Origin of the sequence: Bacillus sp. RHFS10, from assembly GCF_016757475.1 — a bacterium.
In the GTDB taxonomy this organism is placed as follows: domain Bacteria; phylum Bacillota; class Bacilli; order Bacillales; family Bacillaceae; genus Bacillus; species Bacillus subtilis_G.
Window position 1 is genome coordinate 240,984 of sequence record NZ_JAESPO010000004.1, and the last position, 12,520, is coordinate 253,503.

Genomic DNA, 12,520 nt, shown 5'->3' on the forward strand with positions numbered 1-12,520 from the left:
TGAAAACCATTGAAGTCTAGGAAAGGCGAGCATCGGAGCACAGCGAATGTTGAAATTCGTGAGCACCGAAGCGCATCCTTGACAACGAATGCGAGGGTTTGTCGACACGCTAAAATCCCTTCTTTTCCAAGAAGGGATTTTGCCGATTAGCCTTCGACACTACCGTATAGCTCTTCTAAAGGCTTCATAATGATTTTGTTTAATTCACCGATCAGCACGCTCATGCGCTGCTCCGCTTCCATCAGCTGAGAAATTTTTTCGTGCTGCTGTACAAGCGCAACTGTTTTTTGAGCCTGCGTCACTTCTTCTTCTGTAATTTCTTCTCCTGCCATTTGCTTTTGCTGGAGTCTAAGCTGCACATCACGGAAGTTTTCGAACATGCTTTTTGCAGATTCATCTGCGTTTACTTCATCATAAAGGTTTTTTAAACGGGTGAACTCTTCGCTCCCGCGTAATGATTTTTCCAGTTCATACGCTACATCATAAAAATTACTAGCCATTGTGAATAGCTCCTTTCATCGTTGCCGTTTGACATACCACTCCACTATAACAGACTATGGAGCACCTTTCATTAATCAACAATCATTTCTTCTTAAAAAAGGGTGACAAACAATGCCTGAACCGCACCTATGATTCCACCTAGAAGGCCTCCCAAATAGGTAATCATTTTAAATTCTTTTTTTGAAATGGACAGCACCATTTCTTCAAGACGCTGCACCGGGAATTGATCCACCTGCTCCTTGACGATTTCCTCAAGGCGCATCCGTTTTAAGACACTTTCAAGATTGGCCGAAACCCCTTCAAGTAATGTATCTAACAATGCCGGAAGCATTTGCTGGGTCAGCTCAGATTCATAACGGAGGGTAAGGGTGCCAATCGTATTGTCGAAGAAAGGAGCCGTCGAAAATGTTTGCAGCACTCTTCGTTTCAGGCTGAAAATGAGCGCTTTGGCATTCCACTTTTCGTCTGCTTCATAGAACGTATACTCCCTCAGCTTGCCCCATTCGTTTTTCAAGAGATCAGAAAGCAGTTTTTTTGTCTCCTCATTCCGCAAAAACTTGAGAAGCTCCGGAAGCACGCGATCTGCAAGGCTTGTATTGCCTAGAAACATTTGCACCATGCTTCCAAGCATGCCGCGCTCTTTTAAAAAGTCATCAATCATATTGCCGAGACGGATTTTCCCTTCATCACTTTCAAAATAATGAACACCGCGTGACAATATATATCCTGAAATCATCGGAATCTTTTCCTCAAGCTTTTCCTGCACTTCCAAAGGCACCAGCTCTTTTAATGATTGGTGCTCGTATTGGCGGAAAAGCTCATTCAGCTTATCATCCGTCCAGCTGCTGATCCATGCGTCTGCCGCTTCATCAGGACGCTTAACTCCGGCTTTTTCAAGCGCTTCTTTTACTGTCATTTCAGAAAGTGACAGCTTTTGAATCAGCTGTTCCCCAACTTGAAGAGCCTGTTTTTTGGCTGTATCGGAGACGAGCCGCTTTTTAATACCCGCAGGGGTTAAGAGATGATTGACGACCATCAGTCCCATTTGTTTTGCAAGTTCATCCCGTCTTCTCGGAATCAGTCCGGGGGTAAAAGGGACTCGTTTCCCAAACAAATAGTACGCTTTATATGGCCTAAATAGCATTTGAATCGCTAAATGATTGGTAACTGCGCCAATGACAGCGCCGATCACAATCATAAAAATAAAGGTTCCTGCAATACCCATTCCTATTCATCTTCCTCCATCTGTGCTTCATCTTTTTTCTAATAGATCATGTACCTATTCGTATTATAGAGGCTGATGCAATCACTTAGCAAACGAGGAGACTAATTCGTGTTGTCAGAAAATCAGCTTGTACATCTGGAATAGGGCAAGGTGAAGAATCGTAATCTGTAAAGTAGAATACCGTCAGCTGCGTTCGTCCTGAATGTTTTTACCGTAAAGCTGCTGACACCCGCCGGCAGCTTTTGAATAAAAGGGGGAGTCTCATCATGATAACACTCGGTTTTATGTCCTTATCCCGCCAGCATGAAGCGGATTATTCCGCAGAACTGGCCGAAAGAGCACCCGAATTCGGCATACGATTCATCCGCTTTACACCGTTTGATATTTCACCTGACACCTTGCGTGTCAAAGCATCGGTCTATCATTCGGCCAGCGGCACTTGGAACGAAACTGAATTGGCGATTCCAGATTATATTTATGACCGCTGTTTTTATGGCAAGGATTCACAATCCCAAAAAGCGAAGCCGATTGTTGAGTGGCTCAAAAAATATCCGAAAACGGAATTCATCGGGCGGGGTCTTCCTGATAAATGGACCGTCCTTCATGATTTGCAGCAGCACGCTGTGATCAATCCTTATATTCCGGAGACGATGAAAGTAAGCCGCTATGAACAAATCCATTCCTTTTTATCCAAGGAAAAAGCCTGCATCTTAAAACCGGCGTTCGGCGCAGGAGGCAGAGGCGTTATTTTATTGGATCTCGGTAAGAAAAACATAACCGCCACGTATCACATCGGAAAGGATAAGCAGACAAAAACCTTTTCCAACCATGCTTCTTTTAAAACATGGTGCAAAAAAGTGCTTCAGCATCACTATTTGCTTCAGCCTTATTTAAATATTCAAGATAAAGAACAATACCCGTGTGATATTCGCCTGTTCATGGAAAAAAACGAAGCAGGTGAATGGAATACAGTCGGAAAAGCCGTGAGACGCGGATACAAACACGGGCTGCTGGCCAATTTGTCAGGCGGGTCTGATGCGCTGACATTCGATTCTTGGTTTGAAGATATACCGAAAAAACAGCAAGTAGTCTTACTTGATGACGTGTTCTCGATTACCCAGTCGGTTCCGTATTATCTTGACGAGCGCTATGGGCCGCTGTTTGAACTTGGTCTCGATATATGCCTTGCGAAGGACGGGAGAATTTGGATCTTAGATATTAATTCCAAACCAGGCAGAAAGTCAATTCTGCGTGTCTCTCCCGAGCAAAAAGATCAGCTGTACACTTGTCCCCTAAAGCGCTGCCAATATCTGTTTTCTGAGAAACGCCAGAAAGGAGTTCTTCCGCGTGAATCATAAACAGTTTTTGATCGGCATAGACAAAACGAGTGAAAATACCCTGATTTTGCCCTCTTCGCTGAAGCGAGACGGTCTCTTGCATGCCGCGTTCGGGACGAAGGTTGTCAGATGCCACGTTTCTTACAGGCGGCATTTAGAACAAACCGTACTTCTCTCTGAAAATCTGTTTCACGAGCTTTTTCTTCCCCATCGAAGCAGGGCTGACATTCTGATTCATGATCATACGGTACATATCGGGCCGTTAATCGGCATTTTTACGGCGGGGTTTACCGTATCTCTTGAACGCCCTTTTAAAGATCGTTCCCTCTTTTTTTCTAAGCTTGTCACATTACACGAGCAAGCTGGAGGCTACTGCTTCGTTTTTGGCGCTCACCAAATCAATTGGGAGGAAGGCACGATTGAGGGGCTCCTATACAGGGAAAACGGCTGGGAGAAAAAAATCGTCCCGCTGCCGAACGTCGTTTATGACCGTTTGCCAAACCGAAAAATTGAAGATTCGCTTCTCTTGCAGCATACAAAAAAGAGACTGATCGATGAATATCAAATTCCATGGTTTAATAAAACATTTTTTAATAAATGGAGCGTTCATCAATTGCTCGAAAAAGATCCGAGAACAGCCCCATTTTTGCCGAAATCCGAGCTTACGCCATCTGAGGAGCGGATTGATGAGCTCTGTGATGCATACAAAAAAGTCTATATCAAACCAGCGAACGGAGCACTCGGCACCGGAATTTATCAGCTGACAAAAACAGACGATGGCCTGATGGTGAAACATACGAATGACGCCAAAACATTTTCTTCTATCGATTATTCCGACGCCGCCTCATTTCTGGCAGAATTTCAAAAACAGCACGACCTGTCTGACTTTCTCATTCAGCAAGGTGTGGATCTGATTGAATTTCAAGGCAAACCAGCGGATTTCCGTGTCCATACCAATAAAAACAGAAAAGGGAAATGGACAGTGACTGCAATAGCAGTAAAAATTTCCGGAGAAAACAGCATTACAACACATCTATCTAATGGCGGAATCGTAAAAACACTTGCAGAAGTATACGATGTTCCCGCTGAAAGAATTGAGGTCATTAAAAAGCTTTCCGCGGCCGCACTGACGGCAAGCCATGTGCTTCACGATCATATCGAGGGGTTTATCGGGGAGATCGGTTTCGATTTTGGCATTGATCAAAGCGGTAAAGTATGGATGTTTGAAGCGAATTCGCGTCCGGGCCGCAGTATTTTTTCTCATCCGAATTTGCATCATGTTGATTCTCTGACAAAACGAAGAAGCTTTGAGTACGCGTCATATTTATCCGAGAAGGCGATCACCACCCCTGAAGCGCTATGGCCTTCGTAATCTGTCCGCTTTTTTGATAAAGCGGGCTTATCTTTATCCATCGCTGGGACAAACTGCATCACAAAGACCTTAATGATGTTCTAAAACAGTGATACAATGAAAATAATTCGTTCGTCATCAGGTCAATTGATATCAATGTTAAGGAGCGTGGCCGTCATGATTTCTCATTTCAGCTGGAAACCTTTGTTTCAAAAAGAAAAGCTTCCGGGATGGAGAATTTCGTTTTATTATAAAGGAACCCATTATGAGGGCATCTATCATAAAAGCGGAGAAATTGAATGGGGAGATATGTTTCCCGCCCGCGCTGACAAGCCTGCTCTTACGAACGAAATACATGAACTGATGCTTTTTCATATTTATGACTAGCTTAGCCTGAACGGCTAAGCTTTTTTATGCTTTCTCAACATTTACCACTCAATTTTCCGTATGCGTATCCGGCCATTTTAACATAATACTAGTAACAAGCCGGCAAAGCATTGGGTTACGCCCAGGCGGCAGTGACACCCGAGACGGGTCCACAGACTGGTGCAACTCCAGTTAACCCAACCATACTAAACAAAAAGGAGATTTTACACATGGCTAACCAAAATTCTTCAAACCAATTAGTAGTTCCTGGCGCAGCTCAGGCTATCGATCAAATGAAACTTGAAATCGCTTCTGAATTCGGCGTTAACCTTGGAGCGGATACAACTTCCCGCGCTAACGGTTCTGTCGGTGGAGAAATCACTAAACGTTTAGTCTCTTTCGCTCAGCAGCAAATGGGCGGCAACGTTCAATAACAACTCAATATATGGCTATAGAGGGCGCGGTTTTCGCGCTCTCTTTCTATTTGTCACCCTTTTTTCCCACTTCACATATCCTAGAAAAAAAGGGAGGAAATAAAGGTGGCCTTCATTGCCATTGTGAATTGGGAGCTGGTTCAGTTCGTCAGTATATCCATGCTTCATGAATATGTTTCCCATCGTTCTGCCTATTTGTACAGGTATTCTTTCCCGCGCTGTTCAAACTGAGAGCATCCTTTTATAATGAGGGGCAAGGAGGTTTTTTGATGAAAATCGCTTTATTTGGAGCCAGCGGCCGCGTCGGACAAGCTTTTTTAAAACAAGCTGCCGCAGATGAACAATTTGATATATACGCTCTGGTCAGATCTCATCATGCTGAGCTCCCCCTTTCAAAAGACCGGATCGTCATAGGGAATGCGCGCCGCCGGGAAGATGTAAAAAAAGTGATGAAGGATGCTGAGATCGTGATCAGCTGTCTCGGCACAGATGGTGATGATACCTTGTCTGTAGCGATGGCAAATATAATCGCCATTATGAAAGAACAGCATATCAAACGGGTGATTACGATCGGCACCGCAGGCATTCTTAATTCCCGATATGAACCGGGAAAGTACCGGTTTGAAACAAGTGAATCGAAACGAAAGCTAACCCGAGCAGCCAAGGAGCATGCAAAAGTATACGAAATGCTAAAAGAATCCTCTTTAGACTGGACAATCATCTGCCCCACTTACCTCCCGGACCGAGCAGCAACCGGCGATTACCGTGTGGAGCGTAACGTTTTGCCGGAGGGCGGTACAAGCATTACGGTCGGCGATACAGCTGATTTTTTATATCATGAGCTCATTACAGGCGAGTATGCCGGATATCGTGCCGGACTGGCTTATTAATTACATAACAACCCCAAAACACGATTGTTTTGGGGTTGTAAGCATTATGCTATGGAATGTTTCTTGCCTTTTTGCAGCTTATACATTTGATAATATTGTCCTTTGACGGCCATTAATTCCTCATGGTTCCCTCTCTCAACAATTTCTCCTTTATCAAGGACCAAAATCTGATCCGCGTTTCTGATTGTTGAAAGCCGATGGGCGATGACGAAGGTGGTGCGTCCTTTTTTCACGACATCGAGCGCCTTCTGGATCACGGCCTCTGTCTCTGTATCAATATGCGCCGTTGCTTCATCTAAGATCAAAATGGCGGGATCAAAGGCCAGAGCTCTTGCGAAAGATATTAATTGCCGCTCTCCAGAAGATAGCGTGCTCCCTTTTTCAATCACGGGTTCATTGATGCCTTGGGGCAGCTTTTCCAAAAGGCTCTCAGCCCCGACTTGCCGCAGTGCTTTTTTGATCTTTTCATCGGTCATTTTTTCATCATCAAGGCTTACGTTAGAACCGATCGTGCCCGAGAATAGGTAAGGGTCCTGAAGCACAATGCCCATATGGGATCTGAGTTCCTGTCTTGACATGTTGTAAATGCTTTTTCCATCAATCAGAACATCCCCTTTTTGCGCATCATAAAAACGAAACAGAAGATTCAAAATCGAGCTTTTTCCTGATCCGGTATGGCCAACGAGCGCTACGGTTTCGCCTTTTTGCGCGGTAAAAGAAATATGTTTTAACACCTCTTCACCGTCATGATATGCAAATGACACATTACGAAATTCAACCCGCCCCAGCGCGCGCTCCTTCGCCGGTTCACTCGTTTAAACAACCAAATTAGGAAAAATGCTGCGGCTGGCTTTAAATGCCTAAGCAGCTTTGAGGGATAAAAACATAAAAGAGAAACACCATATTTTTAATAATCAAGGAGGACTTTAAAGTGCATTTTTCAGAAATGATAGATCGTTTTGCCCTATATGATTTACACAGAAAAAGAAGCAAAGATAAACATTTTTCTGCTGCTTTTACAGCCGATATAGATAATAGAGAGGAATTTTACAGTGCAAATATAGCTGATGTTTCCATTGATTTGAATGAATCTAAAGAAAGTTATAGGGTTGGACCATTTAGTTATGAATCCTTAATTCAATCTGGGAATCTTGTTAATGATACTTTAAAAGGGGAGGTTTTTTTAAATGAAAATGATATAGATCAACCCAATGTCATCTTTGTACACGGCTGGCGTATGGTTTCGTACAATAGGATCAAAAAAATATTTCATAATCGTATCATGAACGATTTAGGCTGGAATATGTATTATTATTCTCTTCCATACCATTTTGAAAGAGAACCGGAAAATTCACTGTATAGTGGCGAATTGATGATTAGTGCAAATATTGATCGTACAATTGAGTCGACAAGACAGGCCATTGTAGATTTACGTGCGTTAATTCACTGGATAAAAGCAAATAAAAAAGGCCCTGTTATCATAGTGGGAGTAAGCTTAGGGGGATGGGTTACTAATCTAATTGCTACCCTAGAATCTCAAATTGATGCAGTAGTATCAATCTTTTATGCCAATCGCCTTTCTTATTCGATATGGAACACGATCCCAGGTAAATTCATAAGAGAGGAATTAGAACAAAATGGTGTGACCTATGAAGATTTAATTAATTATTGGAATATCACTGATCCTAGCCAAGCCTTGCCGAAAGTTAATAAAGATAACATTCTGCTGATTTCTGCTAAACATGATCAATATATTGACTTAAAAGATGCAGATTATTTATGGGAAAGTTGGGAGAAACCCAAAAGATATGTCTATAATTGTGGTCATTCCGGTATTGTTCTTTGTCGCAAAAAGCTGGCAAATGATACGCTTTCCTTCATTCGAAATCAAATAAAAAGGTAGATTAAGATGCTTATACTCACTGCGTTGCTTTGGTTAATGAGTTGCATTCTATGAAACTCGTAAAAACATTCAATTTGCAAGGGGAATGTTATGGATAAAATTAGAGTGATGATTGAGGGTGATTCAGTCTAGTTGAAATGTATATCTGATTTGGTTCAAAAAGAGACCGGTATCATAGTTGTTAGTCAAGCATTTACTAAAGAAGAAGCTCAAAAAAAATGATTCTTTAGATGTTGATGTTGTATGAATGAATTTTACTTTATCTGAAAATGAAGAGTTACGTGGTCTTCACTTGTCTGTCTAGGGAATTAAATGAGAAAGGCTTTTGAAAAAATTATCATGTTGACATTCTGGGACGAGCCAGCAGTCATCTTAGAACCTTTTGATAAAAGAATAACAAATTATATCAATCTTCACTTGATAAGGAAAAGGTTAATGGTTCTCAAATCCGGGTATTGTCTTGTAAGACGTTTTTGAAGGGGTGAAAATGATGTTTCATGCTGACCGTATTATCGTTGCATTTGACGGGAGTGAAAATAGTAAGAGAGCGCTTCAGACAGCCATTGATCTTGCTAAAACCCTAGATGCCGCCATTACCGTCGCCCATTCACATGATATGAAAGACACTCAGACCATCATCGACCCGCCGAGGCCCGAAGCAGGAGCAAGTTATATGGGCGGAGGCATGACGAGTGTTCCTGATCCGCTGATATCAGATGTCGCACCAACTGAGCCAATCATCTACGAGGACCGTACGGAAGAAGTCATCGCCGAAGCCAGAATGATGCTCAATGACCAGCAGGCCAATGGGGATATAGATATAGTAGAAGGCGATCCGGCTGAATCCATTATCGAGTATGCGAACCGCATTTCTGCTGATATGATCGTAACCGGAAGCAGAGATCAAAACAAGCTGAAAAAGTTATTATTCGGAAGTGTAAGTGAAAAACTTTCAGCGAAATCGGATATACCCGTCCTGATTGTAAAGTGAGCACGCCCAGTGCTCGCTTTTTTAAAGTCATAATTGTGAAAAAACATAGATTTTCGTTTTTTTCTGTTATAATGCTTTCGTGCCCAAAAGCACAAAAGCATTAAAGATCATATGGGGTGTTATTTTGGATTCTCAAAAAAAGCTGACATTTCCGTTAGCCCTCGGTTTATTTATATTTATGTTAGGCATCATTATTTCTTGCTTATTCTTGCTTCATACAGAACCGCATATCCCGCTGTTTCTATGTGTTGTCATGCTTTCAGCAGCCGGTTTATGGTTCGGTTTTTCCTGGAAAACCCTAGAAAAAGGGATTACAGATGGGATCAAGAACGGCGTACAGCCGATTATCGTACTGGCGCTGATCGGTATCTTAATCGGCGCTTGGATGTACAGCGGCGCAATACCGTCCGTAACAGTTTACGTCCTGTCCTTTATTGAACCCAGCCACCTTCTTTTGACGGCTTTGTTTTCCTGCATGATCATCAGCACGCTTGTCGGCTCAAGCCTGACAACTGTAAGCACGATTGGAGTCGCACTGATTGGCGTGGCGAGCGCGGCCGGCGTTCCGCTTGAATGGACGGCAGGCGCGGTCATATGCGGCGCATGCTTTGGTGATAAAATGTCGCCGATGTCGGACACAACCAATTTTGCCGCCGGCATAGGCGAAATACCGATCTTTGAACACATTCGGCATATGATGGGCACTACTATTCCGGCTTTGCTCATCACCGTCGTGCTGTTTTACTTTCTCGGTTTATCAGTATCAGCGGACACGGCTTCAACCGATGATATTCAACATGTCATAACCGGCATCAAGGATGCCGCAAATGTGACGCCATGGGCGCTTCTTTCACCTCTTTTAGTCGTTTTGCTGGCGGTTAAGCGTGTGCCCGTGATTCCCGTTCTGACTGCAGGAATTATTTCCTCGGGAATTTTGACTGCTATCTTTGTACCTGACAGCAGCATGCAAGCATTTATGACAGCTTTGCAACATGGCACGGCGTTCGAAACTGACAATGAGGCTGCCGCTAAAATTATCAACAGAGGCGGACTGCAATCCATGATGGGCTCAGTCTCGCTCATTATGATTGCTTTTGCACTCGGCGGATTGATGGAGAAAATCGGGTTAATTTCCGCGCTATTGGAGGGTGTCATGAAAGGCATCCGCTCGAAAGGCCAGCTGATTGCGGCGACTGTCTGTTCAAGCATCGGCGTCAATTTGGCAACCGGTGAACAGTATTTATCAATATTAATACCGGGACAATCATTTAAAACCTTATACGACAAACAAAACATCCAGCGAAAATTTCTTTCCAGATCCTTAGAGGATGGCGGGACATTAATGAATCCGTTGATCCCTTGGGGAGTATGCGGAGCCTTTATGGCGAGCGCGCTTGGCGTTCCCGTCATAAACTATATCCCGTTTGCATTCTTCCTTTATATATCGCCGATGATCTCAATTCTGGTTGGATTTATTAAAAAATAAAAAGAGCTCCGCTTGCAAAGCGGGCTCTTTTTTATGCGTCATTACGAAATGCTTGCTGCCTGCTGAATGCTTTCTTGAAAAGCAGCCTGAAGCTGTTTTGTCACTGGTCCGGGTTCGCCGTTTCCGATTGAGTCCCCATCGAGCGTCACGACCGGAATAATCTCTGCCGTCGTTGACGAGATAAAGATTTCCTCTGCCTGTCTCAGCTCTTCCTCACTGACAGGCGTCTCATCAAACTTGAGCCCGTTCTTTTCAATCAGCCCTAAAATATTCATCCGTGTAATGCCATTAAGAATGAGCCGGTTAGCCGGATGCGTTCGCACCGTCCCGTTGATAACGGCGTAAACGTTAGAGGATGTACCTTCCGTAACAACACCGTCTCTAATTAAAATGGCCTCAAAAGCTCCAGCTTCATAGGCCTTTTGCTTCGCCATGACATTATACAGTAAATTCAGACTTTTAATGTCACACCTCAGCCAGCGAAGATCCTCATCTGTAATGGCTGCCACTCCATACGCCTGTTCTTGCTGCGGTTTTTTCACAGAAAATGTGTAAGCAGTCGTCTGCGGCTCAAGTCCAGCTTCGTACTGGTGCTTTCGCGGCGCCGCACCTCTTGTCGTCTGAATGTATACAGCTCCCTCACTGACCGCATTCTCCTGAACAAGCTTTTCCAGATCCCACTCGAGATCTTCTATACTGAACGGGAGTGAGATTCCGATTTCAGCCGCACTTCTGAAAAAACGCTCCGCATGCTCGCGCAAGCCGAACAATACCCCTTTGTACACCCTGATAACCTCATAAATACCGTCGCCAAACTGATAACCGCGATCTTCCAAATCGATTGATGCTTCGCTGCGTTTGATCAGCTGGCCGTTGACTAAAACCTTCATAATAGCCCTCCCTTTTCGAGATTTCCCTGAAGTTTTTCTAGCTGTCATTGTCACTTATTCTACCATATTGGATGAGCTGAAAAACAGAAAGAACAAGAGATCTATAGCGGGAAGGAGTTTATTTTTTCCTTAAAATCTGACATTTCGACATTTTTTCTATGTTCTTCCCATTTTTATTCCTGTATACTTGACTCGTAATACATAATTTGTAAACTTATGCATCTTGATAAGCTGCCTGCTGTATAGCGGTATGTAGAGATTTTATGCCAATGGAGAGATTGTTATGCGACAAACGAGAGGAGACGCTTCTCCTTCTGCAGTTTCGCTTGCCTTTAAATTTGCAAGTTTAGCAGTTTTGTGTGTGCTGCTTTTGATTATGGTGATGTTGGTTTATTCCAACAGCTCAACGAAAGCAAAGGAAGTCACTGTCACAACAAACGGCGAGCTTCGCAATGAGAAGGAAAGCCTGAAGCTGAAAAACGACTCCCCCGATCTGCTGATAAAACATCTGCAGACGAAACAGAACATGGGAGATAAGACGGTTTACCTAACCTTCGATGACGGCCCGTCAGCCTATACAAACCGCTTGCTCGACGTATTGAAGCGCGCTGATGTAAAAGCGACATTTTTTATGCTGTCACCGCGGATGAATGAATTCAAACAAGCTGTGAAAAGATCAGAAAAGGAAGGCCATGCACTCGGTTTACACGGCGTCACCCATAATAATAAACTATTCTACCAAACACCGACATCCCCGTTAAAAGAAATGCGAGAGGCGCGTGACACGCTGCAAGACATTACAGAATATAAAACCGATCTTGTCAGAACGCCATACGGCAGCAAGCCGTCATTGACCTCCTCACAAATCCGCAATCTTGAGAAAAACGGTTTTGTGTACTGGGATTGGACCATCGACAGCATGGACTGGAAATACCGGAATTCAGCATATGTGACGGCCGTCTTACAGCAGCTGGAGAATATGGAACACAGCCATTCAAGCCGGCCATATGTGATTCTCATGCATGATCTTCCGGCTACAGTGAACGCGCTGCCGGTATTAATCAATAAACTAAAAGAAAAAGGCTATTCCTTTGGGGTATTAGAGGACACAATGGTTCCTGTTCACGAATAAAAAAGTGAGGCGCA

The 12,520-nt window shown here is 43.6% G+C and carries 13 protein-coding genes and 2 pseudogenes; 11 read left to right on the plus strand and 4 right to left on the minus strand.

Annotated elements, in window-relative coordinates; genetic code table 11:
* Window positions 1-146 precede the first annotated feature (146 nt).
* On the minus strand, window positions 147-500 hold the full coding sequence (locus JMN17_RS15655; RefSeq protein ID WP_087991226.1) for a YlbF family regulator: 354 nt from the start codon (window positions 498-500) through the stop codon (window positions 147-149).
* A gap of 92 nt (window positions 501-592) precedes the next feature.
* The gene (locus tag JMN17_RS15660) at window positions 593-1,726 is read right to left on the minus strand and encodes a DUF445 domain-containing protein (protein WP_087991225.1); all 1,134 of its coding nucleotides are present in this window, start codon (window positions 1,724-1,726) and stop codon (window positions 593-595) included.
* A gap of 266 nt (window positions 1,727-1,992) precedes the next feature.
* Here JMN17_RS15660 and spaC point away from each other — a divergent pair, with 266 nt between their 5' ends.
* From spaC to JMN17_RS15690, 6 genes are all read left to right on the plus strand, one after another.
* Window positions 1,993-3,084 (plus strand): spore coat associated protein SpaC, encoded by a 1,092-nt coding sequence (spaC, locus tag JMN17_RS15665; RefSeq protein ID WP_202328502.1) that lies wholly within the window; start codon window positions 1,993-1,995, stop codon window positions 3,082-3,084.
* Window positions 3,074-4,435 (plus strand): spore coat associated protein YheD, encoded by a 1,362-nt coding sequence (yheD, locus tag JMN17_RS15670; protein ID WP_202328503.1) that lies wholly within the window; start codon window positions 3,074-3,076, stop codon window positions 4,433-4,435. The genes spaC and yheD overlap by 11 nt, the downstream gene beginning before the upstream one ends.
* Before the next feature lie 147 nt (window positions 4,436-4,582).
* A complete protein-coding gene (locus JMN17_RS15675) occupies window positions 4,583-4,801 on the plus strand; it encodes a YheE family protein (RefSeq protein WP_087991222.1) in 219 nt (72 codons plus the stop codon).
* A 209-nt stretch (window positions 4,802-5,010) separates the two neighbouring features.
* Complete coding sequence (sspB, locus tag JMN17_RS15680; protein ID WP_087991221.1) at window positions 5,011-5,214, plus strand: beta type acid-soluble spore protein SspB; 204 nt, start codon at window positions 5,011-5,013, stop codon at window positions 5,212-5,214.
* A gap of 105 nt (window positions 5,215-5,319) precedes the next feature.
* Complete coding sequence (locus tag JMN17_RS15685; protein ID WP_087991220.1) at window positions 5,320-5,445, plus strand: hypothetical protein; 126 nt, start codon at window positions 5,320-5,322, stop codon at window positions 5,443-5,445.
* A 38-nt stretch (window positions 5,446-5,483) separates the two neighbouring features.
* On the plus strand, window positions 5,484-6,104 hold the full coding sequence (locus JMN17_RS15690) for an NAD(P)-dependent oxidoreductase (RefSeq protein ID WP_087991219.1): 621 nt from the start codon (window positions 5,484-5,486) through the stop codon (window positions 6,102-6,104).
* Window positions 6,105-6,148: 44 nt separating this feature from the next.
* Here JMN17_RS15690 and JMN17_RS15695 read toward each other — a convergent pair.
* Window positions 6,149-6,913, minus strand: a pseudogene (locus JMN17_RS15695) (ABC transporter ATP-binding protein); the annotation flags it as partial.
* 101 nt (window positions 6,914-7,014) lie between these two features.
* Between JMN17_RS15695 and JMN17_RS21785 the strand changes: the two are divergent.
* From JMN17_RS21785 to nhaC, 4 genes and pseudogenes are all read left to right on the plus strand, one after another.
* Window positions 7,015-7,197: pseudogene (locus JMN17_RS21785) on the plus strand (abhydrolase domain-containing 18); the annotation flags it as partial.
* A 144-nt stretch (window positions 7,198-7,341) separates the two neighbouring features.
* On the plus strand, window positions 7,342-8,007 hold the full coding sequence (locus tag JMN17_RS21790) for an alpha/beta hydrolase (RefSeq protein ID WP_141113391.1): 666 nt from the start codon (window positions 7,342-7,344) through the stop codon (window positions 8,005-8,007).
* Window positions 8,008-8,497: 490 nt separating this feature from the next.
* Window positions 8,498-8,998 (plus strand): universal stress protein, encoded by a 501-nt coding sequence (locus JMN17_RS15705; protein WP_202328504.1) that lies wholly within the window; start codon window positions 8,498-8,500, stop codon window positions 8,996-8,998.
* Between the two features lie 124 nt (window positions 8,999-9,122).
* Window positions 9,123-10,484, plus strand: a complete 1,362-nt coding sequence (gene nhaC / locus JMN17_RS15710; RefSeq protein ID WP_202328505.1) for a Na+/H+ antiporter NhaC — start codon at window positions 9,123-9,125, stop codon at window positions 10,482-10,484.
* Between the two features lie 41 nt (window positions 10,485-10,525).
* Here nhaC and dat read toward each other — a convergent pair whose 3' ends face one another.
* Window positions 10,526-11,374 (minus strand): D-amino-acid transaminase, encoded by an 849-nt coding sequence (gene dat, locus JMN17_RS15715; RefSeq protein ID WP_202328506.1) that lies wholly within the window; start codon window positions 11,372-11,374, stop codon window positions 10,526-10,528.
* A gap of 283 nt (window positions 11,375-11,657) precedes the next feature.
* On the opposite strand from dat, the gene JMN17_RS15720 reads away from it, so the two are divergent.
* Window positions 11,658-12,506, plus strand: a complete 849-nt coding sequence (locus JMN17_RS15720; protein ID WP_087991216.1) for a polysaccharide deacetylase family protein — start codon at window positions 11,658-11,660, stop codon at window positions 12,504-12,506.
* Window positions 12,507-12,520 lie beyond the last annotated feature (14 nt).

Excerpts from the sequence above, each read along its gene's own strand:
- JMN17_RS15655 (WP_087991226.1), bottom strand. The coding sequence starts at position 500 with ATGGCTAGTAATTTTTATGATGTAGCGTATGAACTGGAAAAATCATTA.
- JMN17_RS21790 (WP_141113391.1), top strand. The coding sequence starts at position 7,342 with ATGGTTTCGTACAATAGGATCAAAAAAATATTTCATAATCGTATCATG.
- JMN17_RS15720 (WP_087991216.1), top strand. The coding sequence starts at position 11,658 with ATGCGACAAACGAGAGGAGACGCTTCTCCTTCTGCAGTTTCGCTTGCC.
- dat (WP_202328506.1), bottom strand. The coding sequence starts at position 11,374 with ATGAAGGTTTTAGTCAACGGCCAGCTGATCAAACGCAGCGAAGCATCA.
- JMN17_RS15660 (WP_087991225.1), bottom strand. The coding sequence starts at position 1,726 with ATGGGTATTGCAGGAACCTTTATTTTTATGATTGTGATCGGCGCTGTC.
- spaC (WP_202328502.1), top strand. The coding sequence starts at position 1,993 with ATGATAACACTCGGTTTTATGTCCTTATCCCGCCAGCATGAAGCGGAT.
- JMN17_RS15690 (WP_087991219.1), top strand. The coding sequence starts at position 5,484 with ATGAAAATCGCTTTATTTGGAGCCAGCGGCCGCGTCGGACAAGCTTTT.
- JMN17_RS15705 (WP_202328504.1), top strand. The coding sequence starts at position 8,498 with ATGTTTCATGCTGACCGTATTATCGTTGCATTTGACGGGAGTGAAAAT.
- sspB (WP_087991221.1), top strand. The coding sequence starts at position 5,011 with ATGGCTAACCAAAATTCTTCAAACCAATTAGTAGTTCCTGGCGCAGCT.